This window comes from Kocuria cellulosilytica, assembly GCF_040981245.1.
GTDB classification, from domain to species: domain Bacteria; phylum Actinomycetota; class Actinomycetes; order Actinomycetales; family Micrococcaceae; genus Kocuria; species Kocuria cellulosilytica.
In genome coordinates this window covers 53,931-68,279 of sequence record NZ_JAVFWZ010000004.1, presented here as the reverse complement: position 1 = coordinate 68,279, position 14,349 = coordinate 53,931, and the positions used below count along the sequence as shown (strand labels likewise).

The window sequence follows — 14,349 nt, the reverse complement described above, 5'->3', positions numbered from 1 at the left end:
ACCAGTCTAGCCACGGCGTCCTGGCTAGGATGACAGCCATGGAGCATCCGACATCCGGCTCAACATCACCGGCCGGGACGTCGTCCTCGGCGCTGGCCCTGCTCGCCGGACTGGCTCCCGGTGCGCGGGTGAGCGTGCGCTACGCGCTTCCGGCCGACGACGCCTCCGGGCTGCCGCTCACCGACGCCCTGGGCGAGCTGCTGGCGGCGGACGAGGAGTCCGTCACGGTCCGGACCCGCCGCGGGGACGTGCTGATCGGCGCCGGCGCGGTGCGCGCGGCCCGGGTGGTCCCGCCGGCCCCGCCGCGGCGGCGGCCGCGGCGGGACTGAGCAGCACCGGGGCTCAGGCGGGGCGGGCCGGCCGCCGGGTGCGCAGCCAGCGGGCCGTGACGAGAACGGAGAGCAGGGTCACCGCGAACACCAGGACGAACCACGCGAGGCCGAGCAGGCCCACGGGCGTGCCGGGGTCCGTCACCACGATCACGGAGCCGTCCCCGCCGTAGGCGAAGAGCCAGGAGACGAGGTAGCCGATCAGCCCCGGCACGGCGGCGGCCCACACGCGGCGGGTGGCGGTGCCGACCCACAGGGACACGCTGAGCAGCAGGGCGGTCGCGAAGAGCAGACCCCAGGGCAGCCACCACCCGGCGTCCGAGTACCAGACGGCGCTGTGCAGCACGGTGGCCACGGACGCGGCCACCGCTCCGGCCGCCACGGACGTCACGAGGGCCGAGAGCACGGAGGCCGGGGCGTGCCCGGGCGCCTCCTGCTCGTCCCCCGGGACGACCGCGTCCGGGTCCCCGGCGACCAGCCGGTAGGTCTCCAGGGCGCTGAAGGGCTGCCACACCCCGTTGGAGAGGGCGAAGCGCGCACCGTCCTCCGCCAGCACCAGCTGGGTGGCATGGGCGGCCATGGCCGCCCGCTTGCGCTCGGCGGAGCCGTGCACCGCGGCCTGCGGCCGCGGGTCGTCGGGGCGGGCCTCGCCCTCGACCGCCCACACGAGGGGGGTGCGCCAGGGCTCGGCGGCCGCCCCGTCGGCGTCCGTCCCCGGGCGGGCGGCGAGCTCGGCGCCGCGCCGGGCGACGGCGGAGGTCCGGACGTGGTCGGGGTGGCCGTAGCCGCCGTCGTCGTCGTAGGTCACGAGCACGTGCGGGCGCACGGCCCGGACCGCCGCCGCGACGTGCGCGGCGGCCTCGTCGACGGCGGCCGCGGTGAGGCTGTGCGGCGAGGAGTCCTCGGCGGGGGCGGCCCGCCCGTCGGCGCCCCAGGACATGCCCGAGTCGTGGTAGTGGCCGGTGCCGCCGGCGAAGCCCACGGCCGGGTCGAGGGCGGGGGGCTCCCCCGCGAAGAAGCGGTCGGCCACGCCCAGGCGGGCCGCGGCGTCGTGGAGCTCGCCGACGCGGTAGCGGCCCAGGGCCGTGCCGTCGTCGGAGCACCCGGCGCGGCCCACCTCGAGCGCGTGCAGCGGCTCGGGGATGACCTCGCCGCGCTCGCCGCGGGTCATGGTGAGCAGCACGACCTGCGCGCCCAGCTGCGCGTACCGGCCCATGGTGGCCCCGGTGGCGATGGACTCGTCGTCGGGGTGGGCGTGCACGAACAGCAGCCGGGCGTCCTCCGGGCGCAGGCCCGGGGGCAGCAGCCCCAGCAGGGCGTCCTCGCGCACGAGGGCGCCCTGCTCGGGGTAGTACGGGACGGGCTGCCGGGTCACGGCCGGGCCTGCTGCACGGTGCTGCTGCGGGCCGGGATCAGGCGCGGGCCCGGGCCCGGTTGGCCTTCATCCGCTCGTTGGCGTCGAGGATCACCTTGCGGATGCGGATCGCGTCCGGGGTGACCTCCACGCACTCGTCCTCGCGGGCGAACTCGAGGGACTCCTCGAGGGTCAGCTTGCGCGGGGGTGTGAGGTTCTCGAAGGTGTCGGAGGAGGCCGCCCGCATGTTGGTGAGCTTCTTCTCCTTCGTGATGTTCACGTCCATGTCGTCGGCGCGGGAGTTCTCGCCCACGATCATGCCCTCGTAGACCTCGGAGGTGGGCTCCACGAAGAAGGAGCCGCGCTCCTGCAGGTTGATCATGGCGAACGGGGTGACCACGCCGGCGCGGTCGGCGATCATCGAGCCGTTGGTGCGGTACTCGATGTCCCCGGCCCACGGCTCGTAGCCGTCGGCGTAGGAGGACGCGATGCCGGCGCCGCGGGTCTCCGTGAGGAACCTGGTGCGGAAGCCGATGAGGCCGCGGGCGGGGACCTTGAACTCCATCCGCACCCAGCCGGTGCCGTGGTTGGCCATGGCCTCCATGCGGCCCTTGCGCCCGGCCATCAGCTGGGTCACGGCGCCGAGGAACTCGTCCGGCACGTCGATGGTCATGTGCTCGTAGGGCTCGTGCACCTTGCCGTCGACGGTCTTCGTCACGACCTGGGGCTTGCCGGCGGTCAGCTCGAAGCCCTCGCGGCGCATCTGCTCCACGAGGATCGCCAGGGCCAGCTCGCCGCGGCCCTGCACCTCCCAGGCGTCGGGGCGCTGGGTGGGGAGCACCTTGAGCGAGACGTTGCCGACGAGCTCCTTGTCGAGGCGGTCCTTGACCTGGCGGGCGGTGACCTTGGTGCCCTTGGCGCGGCCGGCCAGCGGGGAGGTGTTGATCCCGATGGTCATGGAGATCGCCGGGTCGTCCACGGTGATCAGGGGCAGGGGCTGCGGGTTCTCCGGGTCGGTGAGGGTCTCGCCGATGGTGATGTCCTCGATCCCGGCCACGGCCACGATCTCACCGGGGCCGGCGGACTCGGCGGGGACGCGGTCCAGGCCCTTGGTGGCCAGCAGCTCGGAGATCCGCACGTTCTTGAGCTCGCCGGTCGCCCGCGCCCAGGCCACGGTCTGGCCCTTCCGGAGGGTGCCGTTGAAGATGCGCAGCAGGGCGAGGCGGCCCAGGAACGGGGAGGCGTCCAGGTTGGTGACGTGCGCCTGGAGCACGCCCTCGGGGTCGTAGGAGGGCGCGGGGACGTGCTTGATGATCGTCGCGAACAGCGGCTCGAGGTCCTCGTTGTCCGGCAGGCCGCCGTTCTCGGGCTGCGTGAGGGAGGCCCGGCCGTCACGACCCGCGGCGTAGACCACGGGCACGTCCAGGACGGCGTCCAGGTCGAGGTCCGGCTCGTCCTCGGAGATGTCCGAGGCCAGGCCCAGCAGCAGGTCCATGGACTCGTGCACGACCTCCTCGATCCGGGCGTCCGGGCGGTCGACCTTGTTGACCACGAGGATCACGGGCAGCTTGGCCTCGAGGGCCTTGCGCAGCACGAAGCGGGTCTGCGGCAGCGGGCCCTCGGAGGCGTCCACGAGCAGCACGACGCCGTCGACCATGGACAGCCCGCGCTCGACCTCGCCGCCGAAGTCGGCGTGGCCGGGGGTGTCGATGACGTTGATGGTGATGGTCTCCCCCTCGGCGGAGGGACCGTCGTAGAACACCGTGGTGTTCTTGGCGAGGATCGTGATCCCCTTCTCGCGCTCCAGGTCACCGGAGTCCATCACGCGCTCCTCGACCTCACCGTGGGAGGAGAACGCGTGCGTCTGCTGGAGCATCGCGTCCACGATGGTGGTCTTGCCGTGGTCGACGTGGGCCACGATGGCCACGTTGCGGAGGTCGGCGCGCTGGGCGGTGGTGGAGGTGACAGGCATACGCGTGGGTCTCTCTTCGGGTGGAGATGCGGGGGGAGGTGCAGCCCTCCCGATGGGTGCGGCCGGGGCGCCGCCGCGCACCCGGAGGGACCCGGGCGGGAGCGCCCGCACAGCGGGCCGTCGACCATTCTACCCCGCGGGACCGCCCGGGCGGCACCCCGGGCGGCTGTGACCCCGCCGACCCGCCGTCCCCCGGTGCGGTGCGGCGCCCGGCGGCGCGCTCAGGCCCGGCGCTCCAGCGCCGCCCGGACCGTCGCGGGGGACGGATTGGTGTGCGGGACGCCGTCGAGCACGACGGTCGGCACGGTGGCGTCGCCCCCGTTGACGGAGCGGACGTAGGCGGCGGCGTCCGGGTCCGCCCAGATGTCGACCCAGCGCGCGCGCCGGGCGAGGGAGCCGAGCGAGGCGCGCAGGCGCAGGCAGTACCCGCAGCCGGGACGGTAGTACACGGTCACGGCGTCCGGGGCGTCGCCCCGGCGCGGGAACACCAGCGGGGAGCACACCGCCACGCCCGCGGCCCCGGCGAGCAGGACGATCCCCGCCTCGCCCGGTTCTCCGCGCCCGAGCCGGACGGCCACGGCGGCGCCGGTCACCAGCAGGACCAGCACCGCGAGCCACCAGCTGCGCACGGAGCCTCCGCTCACCAGGAGGGCAGCACCGGCAGCGGGCCGTCGGCCTCGACGTTCTCGTCGTCGCCGCGGGCCAGCCACCCGAGCAGGCCCTCCCGGTCGGACTCCACGCGCAGGGCGCCGTCGCCGATCACCCACTCGTCGCGCTCCTCGGTCACCAGCGTCATGCCGGGAGCCCCCTTGGCCCGCATGGTGCGCACCGCCGCCTCGAGGGCGTTGAGCAGCGAGTCGGGATCGGCCTCCTCGATGGTCCAGGCGGTGTCGAGGTCGTGGTGGTGGACGACGACCTCGGCGATGCGCAGCGCCACGATGGAGGTCGCGGGGATCTGCTTGCCGTGCAGGTGCACCTCCTCGACCGCGAGCTCCCCCGCCAGCCGCTGGGACTGCTCGGCGAAGTAGGCCGCGGACTCGCGCGCCCGCTCGAGCAGCTCCTCCCGGGGCAGGTCCGCCAGCTCGGCGATCTCCTGGTTGCGGGCCTCCGTGGACGCGTAGGGGGCCTGCTCCTGTCCGGTGACGGCCCAGTCGACGAGGTTGACGAGCGCGCGCCCGTTGGAGGCGAGGTGGGCGACGACGTCGGCGCGGCGCCACCCGTCGCACAGCGAGGGGGCTGCCAGCTCGTCGTCGGACAGGGACGCGGCGGTGGCCAGGAACATCTCGGTCTCGCGGCCGAGGCGGGAGAGGTCCGAGTGCAGGCGGGCGGGATTGATCATGGCCTCACCCTACCGAGGGCCGGGTGAGCCGGACCACCTCCCGGCCCGCAGGACCCATACCGGGTTCGTCTCGGCTCAGAGCGCCGGCAGCCGTGCGAAGGCCCGTTCGGCGGCCCGGCGGCGCGCGGGCGAGAGCTCCTCGAACGGGTCGAGCACGAGCGCGGGCCCCCCGGCGCGGCGGGCGCGCCCCCAGGTCCCCACGATCCGCCCGCCGGCCACGACGGTGGGCTTGAAGACGCCGTTGCCGCCGGGGACGATGCTGCTCGCCCGGTCCGGGGCCAGCACGTGGGACCGGTCCCCGTAGCCCAGGACGAACTCGTCGAAGGGCGGCAGCAGGAAGACCCCGGCGGCCCGCCGGTCGCCGGGGGCGGGTCCGTCCAGCACCTCGGGGGCGCACCACAGCTCGCGCCCGGCGCGGTCGTGCACGGCCACGACGCCGTCCAGGCCGGCCAGCGCCTCGCGCACCGCGGAGCGCGGCAGGGCCGCCCACCGGGCGGCGTCCGCCACGGAGGCCGGGCCGTGGCCGCGCAGGTACCGGCGGACCCAGCGCGCGACGACGGGCGGGGTGCCGCCGGCGCCCGCCCCGGGCCCGGCCGTCCCCTCCCCCGCCGCCGGGATCCAGTCCGCCACGGGGACCACGAGCTGGTCCCGCGCGTCCGCGCCCAGCGGGCCCATGCACAGGGTCGCGTCCAGGTGCAGGGCGAGCATCAGGTGGTAGCCCCGGCCCGGCTCCCCCAGCAGCCCGGCCTCCTCCCACGCGGCGTGCAGGCGCTCGCGGGGCTGCGGGCCGTGGCGCAGCGCGGCGAGCGCGGCCTCCCGGGCCGCGTCCAGCCGCTCGTCGATGCCCAGGGCGCGGCGGCGGGCGGCCGTCGAGGCGACGGTGCGGGGACCCAGCACCGCCAGCCAGTCCCGCAGCTCCTCGGCGGGCACCAGGTGCAGGGTCCCGCGCATCGGCCAGGTGCGCACGATCCGGCCGTCGTCGAAGGCCTGGCGCAGGCCGGCGGACCCGCCGGCCCGCCGCAGGCCGACCGAGATCAGGGCGCCGGGCAGGTCCTGCGCCTGGACAGCCCCGAGGGCGCGCACCACGTCCTCGGGCGCCAGGTCCTCGGGCCGCACGAGCCCGTGGGCCGCGAGCCGCGCGAGGCCGATCTCGCGGTCGGTCAGGACGGCCGGGGCGGTCACTGCAGGGCCCGTCCCCGCTGCTCGGGCAGCGCGAACGCGGAGAGCGCGGCCACGAGGAAGGCGGCGCCGAACACGGCGAAGACGGTGACCACGTCGTAGTCCTCCCCGCCCAGCGCGAGGAGCACCGGCACGGCCAGAGGCGCCAGGATCGAGGCGATCCGGCCGAAGGCGGCCGCCGCCCCGGTCCCCGTCCCGCGCAGCGCGGTGGGGTAGAGCTCCGGGCCGATCGCGTAGAGCGCGCCCCACGCGCCCAGGTTGAAGAAGGACAGGGCCATGCCGGAGCCGACCACCTGCCACGGGAGCACGATGCTGCCCATCGACACGATCCCGAACAGCACGGCGCTCAGCGCGGAGCCCCCGAGGAACACGGCCAGGGTGATCCGCCGGCCCCAGACCTCGATGAGCCAGGCGGCCGCGGCGTAGCCGGGGAGCTGGGCGAGGGTGATGACCAGGACGTAGCCGAAGGACGTCGTCAGGGTGAGGCCCTGCTGGAGCAGGAGCGTGGGCAGCCAGGTGAACGCCCCGTAGTAGGCGAAGTTGATGCAGAACCAGACGGTCCACAGCGCCGCCGTTCGCCTCCGCAGCGCCCGGCTCCAGATCCCGGCCCGCCCCGTGACGCGGACCGGCGGGGACTGCTCGGCGGCCCGGGCCTGCTCCGCGGTCTCGGCCCGGGAGCGGCCCAGGGGCCGGGCGCCCTCGAACGCGCGCACCGCGGCCTCCGCCTCGTCCGTCCGGCCCCGGTGCTCGAGGAAGCGCACGGACTCCGGCAGGGCCCGGCGCACGACCACGGCGTAGAGGGCCGGGACGAGGCCCACGACCAGCGCCCAGCGCCAGCCGTCCGGGGAGGAGGGCACCACGAAGTAGCCGACGAGCGCGGCGAGGACCCAGCCGACGGCCCAGAAGGACTCGAGGACCACCACCACGCGGCCGCGGATCCGGCGGGGGGCGTACTCGGAGACGAGGGTCGAGGCGACGGGCAGCTCGGCGCCGAGGCCGAGGCCCACCACGAAGCGCAGGACCACGAGCGCGGCGAGGGAGCCGACGAGCGCGGAGGCGCCGGTGGCCAGGCCGTAGACCAGCAGGGTCAGGGCGAAGACCTGGCGCCGGCCGAGCCGGTCGGCCAGCAGCCCGCCGAGGCTGGCGCCCACGGCCATGCCCACGAAGCCGATCGAGGCGAGCAGGGACAGCTCCCCGGAGCCCAGGCCCCACTCCTGGGCGAGCGCGGCCATCACGAACGAGATGAGGCCCACGTCCATGGCGTCCAGGGCCCAGCCGACGCCGGAGCCCACGAGCAGCTTCCGGTGCTCGGTGGTGAAGGGCAGCCGGTCCAGCCGCTGGGACCGCGTCAGCACGGACCCGGCGTCGCCGGTCCGCTCGCTCTCCTGCATGCTCCGGTCCTTCCCTCGCCGCCCCGTGCTGCGACCACTGTAGGCGCTCCGCGGACCGGGCGGCGCGGGGCGGACCGGCGCATGCCGTCCCGGCCCCGCCCGGGCTCCGCCGCGCCCCTGGACTGCGCGCCCCTAGACTGGAGAGGTCCCCACCCACCGGCCCGGCGAGGGAGCCTGCTGTGACAACGGTCGCCGTGTACCTGGTCGTCGCCTTCGGCGCCGGCGCCCTGGCGGTCCTGGTCCGGCTGCCGCCCCTGGTGGGCTTCCTGGCCGCGGGCTTCGTGCTCAACGGCCTGGGCGTGGAGCGGCTCCCCGAGCTCGACCAGCTGGCCGACGTCGGGGTGACCCTCATGCTGTTCGGCATCGGGCTCAAGCTCGACGCCCGGTCGCTGCTGCGCAAGGAGATCTGGGGGACCGCCGGGATCCACATGGTCCTCAGCACGGCCCTCGGAGCGGGGTTCCTGGGCGTGCTCATGCTGGTGGGACTGCAGCTGCCGGGCGAGAACCTCCGCGCGCTGCTGCTGGCCGGGTTCGCCCTGTCCTTCTCCAGCACCGTGCTGGTGTTCAAGGTGCTCGAGGAGCGCAGCGAGACCACGTCCCTCTACGGGCGCGTGGCGATCGGCATCCTCATCATCCAGGACATCGCCGCCGTCGCGTTCATCACGGTCACGAGCGAGCACCCGCCGAGCCCGTGGGCCGCGGCCCTGCTGCTGCTGCTCCCGGCGGCGTGGCTGTTCCGCCGGATCTGGGACCGGATCGGGCACGGGGAGCTGCAGGCCCTGTTCGGGATCGTCATGGCCCTGGTGCCCGGCTACATCGCCTTCTCCTCGGTGGGCCTCAAGGGAGATCTCGGGGCGCTGCTGGTCGGCATGCTCCTGGCCTCCCACGCCAACGCCGGGGAGCTGTCCCGCACCCTGTTCACCCTCAAGGACCTCCTGCTGGTCGCCTTCTTCGTCTCGATCGGCTTCCACGGGATGCCGACCCTGGAGATGGTCACCATGGGCGCGCTGCTGCTGGGCCTCCTCCCGGTCCAGGCGATGCTGTTCGTGCTCCTGCTCTGGGGGTTCGGGCTGCGCCGTCGCACGTCGCTGCGGACGGGCCTGGCCCTGGGCAACCACTCCGAGTTCGCCCTGATCGTGGGGGCCATCGGGGTCTCGGCCGGGATGTTCGACGAGGACTGGCTGGTGATGCTCTCCGTGGCGGTCGCCCTGAGCTTCGTGGTCTCGGCCCTGGTCAACCGGCGCGGCTCCTCCCTGACCAGCGTCCTCGCCCGGCGGCTGCCGGAGCACCCCGACGAGAAGCTGCACCCGGAGGACCGCCCCATCGACATCGGCCACGCCGAGGTCCTGGTGCTCGGCATGGGCCGGGTGGGGCAGGCGGCCTACCGGGAGCTCGCCGACGAGCACGGATTCGCCGTGGTGGGCATCGAGAACGCCACGGACCGCGTGGCGCGGCTGCAGGCGCAGGGCTTCGACGTCCAGGAGGCCGACGCGACCGACCAGGAGTTCTGGGAGCGGGTGATCGCGACCGGCCACGTGCGGATCGCGGTGCTGGCCATGCCCTTCCACGGCTCCAACCTCGTGGCCCTGCGCCAGCTCACGGAGTCCGGTTTCGCGGGGGCCGTGGCCGCCGTGGCGCAGTACGACGACGAGGTGCAGGAGCTGCGCGGGCACGGGGTCCGCACGGTCTTCAACCTCTACAGCGGTGCCGGCCTCGCCCTGGCCGCGGAGACCGTCGAGGCGCTCGGCAACCGCTCCGACTGACCGCCGGGCGCCCGGGCCCGCCCCGTGACCCGGCCCGTGCGGCGGCCCGCCCCCGGTGCGGCGGGCTAGGCTCGCGGCATGAGGGCCCGGATCGACCGCTATCTGCTCAACGTCGCGGGACCCCGCCGCACCCCCGCCCTCAACCGGCACCTCGCCTACCTGCTCGCGCTGGTGGCCGGGGTGCTCAACTCCGTGGGCTTCGTGGCCGTGGCCGTGTACACCTCCCACATGACGGGGCTCACCGCGATGGTGGCCGACCACCTCGTGCTGGGCGACCTGCGGCTCGTGGCGCTCGGCGCGCTGGCCGTGGCCGCGTTCACGGGCGGGGCCGCGTGCTGCGCTCTGATGTTCAACTGGGCGCGGCGCCGCGGGCTGCACAGCCGCTACGCCAACGTCCTGCTGCTGGAGGGCCTGCTCATGCTCGGCTTCGGCCTGCTGGCGGAGAGCCTGACCTGGGAGCACCGGGACCTGCTGTTCGTCCCGGTGCTCGCCTTCACCATGGGGCTGCAGAACGCGGTGATCACCAAGATCTCGGGCGCCACGATCCGCACCACCCACGTGACGGGCATGGTCACGGACATCGGCATCGAGCTCGGCAAGTTCCTCTACCGCAACCGGCTCGAGGGCGCGGACCCGGTGACGGGCGACGCCGGGAAGCTCAGGCTGCTGGCCGCGCTCGTGGGGCTCTTCTTCGCCGGCGGGGTGCTCGGGGCCCTGGGCTACCTGGCGATGGGCTTCCCGGTCCTCGTGCCCACCGCGCTCGCCCTGCTCCTGGCGGCATGGCGCCCGCTCGCCGCGGACCTGGGCTTCCGCCGCTCCCCCGCCGCCTGAGCCGCCGGGCCGGGGATCGGTCGGCTCACGCGCCCCGCTGCACGGCCTTGCACAGCTGGACCAGCCGGCTGATCTCCCGGTGCGCGGCGCCGGTGGGGCGGAGGACCTCGTCCCGGGCCGCCACCGTGCACCGGACGAGCGTCCACGCCCGGAGCCGCTCCTCGTCGGCGCCGGCCGCCAGGACGAGGGCCTCCATCCGGTCCGCCAGGGCCGCGGCCAGCGCCCCGCCGTGGCCGGCCTCCTCCGCGCGGTGCCACAGCGCGGGGACCAGCGCGAACTCCGGGGTCCCGACCACCGCGTCGGCCCCGGTGGCCAGCCACGGGGCGCGCGCCGACGCCCGCACGGTCCCGTAGTGCAGGTCCTGGTGCACGAGCGCCGCGTCCAGGTCGTCGCGCCGGAGCCGCTCGAGGCTCTTGACGGCCTGCAGGCGGAAGCGGCGCGGGAACCGGGCGTCCAGCTCCGCCGCCTCCGCCAGCTCCGCCTGCCACCGCCGGGCCGTCCCCGACAGGCGCGGGAACGGGGGCCGCGGCGGCCGGGCGAGGACGCGGGTCAGCTCGCCGAGCACGCGGCAGGCCTCCAGGACCGGCAGCGCGTGCAGGTCCCGGTCGGCGGTGCGCTCGAGCAGCAGCGCCCGGTCCGCCGGCTCCGCCCGGAGCAGCCGCACGGCCCCGCGGCCGGCCCACACCCGCAGGGCCAGGTGCTCGTGCTCGGCGCCGGGCCGCGGCGGGGCGAGCCGCAGCACGGCCGGTTCCCCGGCGCGGGTGCGCACCGGCAGGGCCAGGGCCCCGTCGTCGTCCCGCGCGGGCCCGTCGGGGACCAGCTCCCACGCGGCCGTGTACCGGTCGGCGAGGAGGGCCGGCGGGCGGCCCTGCGCTCCCGCGGCGCTTCCCGTGGAGGTCGTCATCCGGCCATTCTGGCCCACCGCCGGGCCGCGGCCGGGGGCGCCCGTCCCGTTCGCTAGACTGCGAGCGCCCCACCCCGGTCAGGAACGGAGTCGACCCGCCCGTGAACGCGCTGCTGTTCGCCTTCGGCCTGACGCTGTTCGCGGGTCTGGCCACCGGGGCGGGCGCCTTCCTGTCCCTGGTCACCCGGCGCACGGACGCGAAGTTCCTGGCGGTGAGCCTCGGCTTCTCGGCCGGCGTGATGATCTACGTGTCCATGATCGAGATCTTCGTCAAGGCCCAGGTCGCCCTGGTCGCGGAGCTCGGGGAGCGCTCCGGGGCGTGGGCCACGGCGGGCGGGTTCTTCGGGGGCATCGCCCTGATCGCGGTGATCGACCGGCTCGTGCCCGCCCGGGCCAATCCGCACGAGTACCCGCACGACGACGCCGGACGACAGCGCCGGCTCATGCGGATGGGCACGATGACCGCGGTGGCGATCGCGATCCACAACTTCCCCGAGGGCTTCGCGACCTTCGTGGTGGCCATGCAGGAGCCGTCCGTGGCGATCCCGGTGGTGGTGGCCATCGCCCTGCACAACATCCCCGAGGGGATCTCCGTGGCGGTGCCGATCTACCACGCCACGGGCAGCCGCCGGAGGGCGTTCCGCTGGGCGTTCCTCTCGGGCCTCGCGGAACCGGTCGGCGGGGTGCTCGGGTACCTCGTCCTGCGGCCGTTCCTCGACGACGTCGTCTTCGGCGTCGTGTTCGCGGGCGTGGCCGGGATCATGGTCTTCATCTCCCTGGACAAGCTGCTGCCCACGGCCCAGGAGTACGGCGAGCACCACCTGTCGGTCTACGGGCTGGTGGCCGGGATGGCGGTCATGGCCGTGAGCCTGCTCCTCTTCGTCTGAGGCGCCCGCCGCGGCCGGTCACGGGAGCGGCCGGGCGGGCAGGAGGCCCGCCGCCCGTCCCGCCTCGGCGAACGCGGCGGCCAGGCCCGCCCGGGACGCGTGGGCGTTGAGCCCGCTGGGGCTCGGCAGCGCCCAGAGCTGCGCCCCCGCCAGGTCCCGGTCCTGGCGCCCGAGCGCGGCCCTCGGCTCCGCGAAGGCGTGCCGGTAGGCGGTGACGCCGGCGACCGCGACGACGGCGGGGCGCAGCTCGGCCACCAGCTCGGCCAGCCGCTGCCGGCCGGCCACGAACTCGGCGGGGTCCAGCTCGTCGGCCCGGGCCGTGGCCCGGCGCACCAGGTTCGTGATGCCGAGGCCCCGGTCCAGCACGTGCTGCCGGTCCTCCGCGCGCATCCCGGCCGAGCAGTCCACGAGCCGGCCGGTGAGCCCGGCGTCGTGCAGGGCCGGCCAGAACCGGTTGCCGGGCCGGGCGAAGTGCGCCTGGGTGGCGGCGGCCCACAGGCTCGGGTTGATGCCGCAGATCAGCAGCCGCACGTCCGGGCCCAGCAGATCGGGCAGGGTCGTGTTCCGGGCGGCCTCGAGGTCCGCCCGGCCGGGCCGGGCGCCGCCGGACGCGTGCGGGGATGCCATGCCGACATGCTAGGCCCCGCCCGGCCCGGTGGGCACCCGCCGGGCCGGGGCGGCGGCCGGCGCATCCGCGCGAGGTCCTCCCAGGGCCGAAGCCGTGCGCCCCGCACGGCGACGGCCGCCCGGCTACCGTGGAGGCCATGCCCCGACCGACCGAGCTCACCGTGCCCACCGAGACCGGCCCGGGACGCCTGCTGGTCTCCCCCGCCGAGGACCCCACGGCGCTGCTGTGGCTCGGGCACGGCGCGGGCGGGGGCGCCGGAGCCCCCGACCTCGCCGTGCTCGCCGAGGAGCTCCCCCGCCACGGCGTCACGGTCGTGCGCCACGAGCAGCCGTGGGTCCTGGCCGGCCGGAGGGTCGCGCCGCGCCCGGCCGCCCTCGACACCGGGTGGCTGGCCGCCCTGCCGGCCGTGACCGAGCTGGCCGCCGGGGTGCCCGTCGTCGTCGGGGGCCGCAGCGCGGGCGCGCGCGTGGCGTGCCGGACGGCCGGCGGGGTCGGCGCGTCCGCCGTCGTCTGCCTGGCCTTCCCCCTGCACCCGCCGCGCCGGCCGGAGCGCTCCCGGGCCGAGGAGCTGCTGCGCCCGGAGGTCCCCGTGCTCGTCCTGCAGGGCACCCGGGACGCCCTCGGCACGGCGGACGAGGTCGCGGCCGCCGCGGCCGGCGCGCCGGCGGTCGAGGTCGTCCCGGTGGCGGGCGCGGACCACGCCCTGAAGGTCGGCCGGTCCGCGCCCGTGGGCCAGGCGGACACGCTCGCGCTGCTCCCCGCCACGGTGCGCCTCTTCCTCGGCCGCGAGCTCCCGGCCCGCTGACCCCGGCGGGTCTTCAGCGCCGCGCCGACCAGGACTACGGTGAGGAGCACAGCGTCACCGCGATCCGTCCGCGACCAGGGAGAGAACCGTCATGGCCCGCACCCCAGCATCCCCCGACCCGAACCGGCCCTCCCCCGCCCCCGGGGACGAGCCGCGGAGCCCGGCGCCGGACGCCTCCGCCGCGCAGTCCCCGGCGGACGGCCGGGAACCGGCCGTCCGGCAGCCGGTCAGCACCGATCCCGCGCTGGACGAGCACCAGAAGCAGGGCGTCTCGGGGGCCATGTGGACGGCCCTGATCCTCGGTCTGCTGGTCCTGGTCCTGCTGCTGGTCTTCATCCTGCAGAACAACGTGGCGGCGCAGTTCACCTATCTGGGCTGGCAGTTCAGCCTCCCGCTCGGCGTGGCCATGCTGCTCGCGGCCGTCGCCGGCGCCCTCATCATGGGCCTCGTCGGATCCGTCCGGCTCTTCAGGCTGGGCCACCGGGTGCGCAAGCTGGAGAAGGAGCGCGCCGACATCAAGCGCGCCCTGCGCTGAGAACCCACCGGCCGGTCCGTTGCGCGGAGCCGAACAGGCAGTAGCCTGACAGCACCCCGAACGACAGGACGCACCCCATGAGCACTCCCGCACCGCCCGACGACCGACCGATGCCCGAGGAGGGCGACGAGATCGCCCCCGCGACCGTCGTCGACCTCACGGGCGGTCCCGCCCACATCACCCCCGTGCTCGTCGACGGCGAGGCCCGCTACACCGTGGACCTCCCCGACCAGCCCCTGGCCGAGGACGACGTGGCGAGCCTCGCCGTCGCGCTGCAGGTGGCCCAGTCCGGCCCCGCCGTCCTCGTGGACGTCGAGGACTACCTCGAGGCGGAGGCCCCGCCGGGAGAGGACACCGACTACCAGCTGTGAGCGGCCGGTGCGTGCGCCGCCCGCCGTCGCACGCACCGCCCGATGCCTCCCGGGCGCCGCG

At 75.6% G+C, this 14,349-nt stretch carries 15 protein-coding genes; 7 read left to right on the top strand and 8 right to left on the bottom strand.

Features of this window, described 5'->3' with window-relative positions; translation table 11 throughout:
- Positions 1-38: 38 nt before the first annotated feature.
- On the top strand, positions 39-329 hold the full coding sequence (locus RCG67_RS07885) for a putative acetyltransferase (RefSeq protein WP_231738237.1): 291 nt from the start codon (positions 39-41) through the stop codon (positions 327-329).
- Between the two features lie 13 nt (positions 330-342).
- Here RCG67_RS07885 and RCG67_RS07880 read toward each other — a convergent pair whose 3' ends face one another.
- From RCG67_RS07880 to RCG67_RS07855, 6 genes are all read right to left on the bottom strand, one after another.
- On the bottom strand, positions 343-1,704 hold the full coding sequence (locus tag RCG67_RS07880) for a PIG-L family deacetylase (protein ID WP_368825620.1): 1,362 nt from the start codon (positions 1,702-1,704) through the stop codon (positions 343-345).
- Between the two features lie 37 nt (positions 1,705-1,741).
- Positions 1,742-3,655, bottom strand: a complete 1,914-nt coding sequence (typA, locus tag RCG67_RS07875; RefSeq protein WP_368825619.1) for a translational GTPase TypA — start codon at positions 3,653-3,655, stop codon at positions 1,742-1,744.
- A 221-nt stretch (positions 3,656-3,876) separates the two neighbouring features.
- Entirely contained in the window at positions 3,877-4,284 is a 408-nt protein-coding gene (locus RCG67_RS07870) for a glutaredoxin domain-containing protein (RefSeq protein WP_368825618.1), read from the bottom strand.
- Positions 4,285-4,295: 11 nt separating this feature from the next.
- Positions 4,296-4,994 carry a maleylpyruvate isomerase family mycothiol-dependent enzyme gene (locus tag RCG67_RS07865; protein WP_368825617.1) on the bottom strand — a complete coding sequence of 233 codons (699 nt, stop codon included), beginning with the start codon at positions 4,992-4,994 and terminating at the stop codon, positions 4,296-4,298.
- 75 nt (positions 4,995-5,069) lie between these two features.
- Positions 5,070-6,176 (bottom strand): winged helix DNA-binding domain-containing protein, encoded by a 1,107-nt coding sequence (locus RCG67_RS07860; protein ID WP_368825616.1) that lies wholly within the window; start codon positions 6,174-6,176, stop codon positions 5,070-5,072.
- On the bottom strand, positions 6,173-7,564 hold the full coding sequence (locus tag RCG67_RS07855) for an MFS transporter (protein WP_368825615.1): 1,392 nt from the start codon (positions 7,562-7,564) through the stop codon (positions 6,173-6,175). The genes RCG67_RS07860 and RCG67_RS07855 overlap by 4 nt, the downstream gene beginning before the upstream one ends.
- Positions 7,565-7,743: 179 nt before the next feature.
- Here RCG67_RS07855 and RCG67_RS07850 point away from each other — a divergent pair, with 179 nt between their 5' ends.
- On the top strand, positions 7,744-9,327 hold the full coding sequence (locus RCG67_RS07850; RefSeq protein WP_368825614.1) for a cation:proton antiporter domain-containing protein: 1,584 nt from the start codon (positions 7,744-7,746) through the stop codon (positions 9,325-9,327).
- A 78-nt stretch (positions 9,328-9,405) separates the two neighbouring features.
- Entirely contained in the window at positions 9,406-10,158 is a 753-nt protein-coding gene (locus tag RCG67_RS07845; RefSeq protein WP_368825613.1) for a YoaK family protein, read from the top strand.
- Between the two features lie 25 nt (positions 10,159-10,183).
- Here the strand turns inward: RCG67_RS07845 and RCG67_RS07840 are convergent, their stop codons facing one another.
- A complete protein-coding gene (locus RCG67_RS07840) occupies positions 10,184-11,062 on the bottom strand; it encodes an aminoglycoside phosphotransferase family protein (protein WP_368825612.1) in 879 nt (292 codons plus the stop codon).
- Between the two features lie 101 nt (positions 11,063-11,163).
- Here RCG67_RS07840 and zupT point away from each other — a divergent pair, with 101 nt between their 5' ends.
- Positions 11,164-11,949 carry a zinc transporter ZupT gene (gene zupT / locus RCG67_RS07835; protein ID WP_368825611.1) on the top strand — a complete coding sequence of 262 codons (786 nt, stop codon included), beginning with the start codon at positions 11,164-11,166 and terminating at the stop codon, positions 11,947-11,949.
- Positions 11,950-11,967: 18 nt separating this feature from the next.
- On the opposite strand, the gene RCG67_RS07830 is transcribed toward zupT, so the two are convergent.
- Positions 11,968-12,576, bottom strand: a complete 609-nt coding sequence (locus tag RCG67_RS07830) for a mismatch-specific DNA-glycosylase (RefSeq protein ID WP_058872603.1) — start codon at positions 12,574-12,576, stop codon at positions 11,968-11,970.
- Between the two features lie 137 nt (positions 12,577-12,713).
- Between RCG67_RS07830 and RCG67_RS07825 the strand changes: the two genes are divergently transcribed.
- The 3 genes from RCG67_RS07825 to RCG67_RS07815 all read left to right on the top strand — a co-directional run bounded on the left by RCG67_RS07825 (position 12,714) and on the right by RCG67_RS07815 (position 14,288).
- Positions 12,714-13,382: an alpha/beta hydrolase family protein gene (locus RCG67_RS07825; RefSeq protein ID WP_368825610.1), complete on the top strand. Its 669-nt coding sequence runs from the start codon at positions 12,714-12,716 to the stop codon at positions 13,380-13,382.
- Between the two features lie 91 nt (positions 13,383-13,473).
- The gene (locus RCG67_RS07820) at positions 13,474-13,917 is read left to right on the top strand and encodes a LapA family protein (RefSeq protein ID WP_368825609.1); all 444 of its coding nucleotides are present in this window, start codon (positions 13,474-13,476) and stop codon (positions 13,915-13,917) included.
- A 77-nt stretch (positions 13,918-13,994) separates the two neighbouring features.
- Positions 13,995-14,288, top strand: a complete 294-nt coding sequence (locus RCG67_RS07815; protein WP_058872600.1) for a hypothetical protein — start codon at positions 13,995-13,997, stop codon at positions 14,286-14,288.
- Positions 14,289-14,349: the final 61 nt, after the last annotated feature.

Coding starts and splice junctions, on each gene's coding strand:
- RCG67_RS07845 (WP_368825613.1), top strand. CDS start 9,406: ATGAGGGCCCGGATCGACCGCTATCTGCTCAACGTCGCGGGACCCCGC.
- RCG67_RS07815 (WP_058872600.1), top strand. CDS start 13,995: ATGAGCACTCCCGCACCGCCCGACGACCGACCGATGCCCGAGGAGGGC.
- RCG67_RS07865 (WP_368825617.1), bottom strand. CDS start 4,994: ATGATCAATCCCGCCCGCCTGCACTCGGACCTCTCCCGCCTCGGCCGC.
- RCG67_RS07820 (WP_368825609.1), top strand. CDS start 13,474: ATGGCCCGCACCCCAGCATCCCCCGACCCGAACCGGCCCTCCCCCGCC.
- RCG67_RS07840 (WP_368825612.1), bottom strand. CDS start 11,062: ATGACGACCTCCACGGGAAGCGCCGCGGGAGCGCAGGGCCGCCCGCCG.
- typA (WP_368825619.1), bottom strand. CDS start 3,655: ATGCCTGTCACCTCCACCACCGCCCAGCGCGCCGACCTCCGCAACGTG.
- RCG67_RS07855 (WP_368825615.1), bottom strand. CDS start 7,564: ATGCAGGAGAGCGAGCGGACCGGCGACGCCGGGTCCGTGCTGACGCGG.
- RCG67_RS07885 (WP_231738237.1), top strand. CDS start 39: ATGGAGCATCCGACATCCGGCTCAACATCACCGGCCGGGACGTCGTCC.
- RCG67_RS07830 (WP_058872603.1), bottom strand. CDS start 12,576: ATGGCATCCCCGCACGCGTCCGGCGGCGCCCGGCCCGGCCGGGCGGAC.
- RCG67_RS07825 (WP_368825610.1), top strand. CDS start 12,714: ATGCCCCGACCGACCGAGCTCACCGTGCCCACCGAGACCGGCCCGGGA.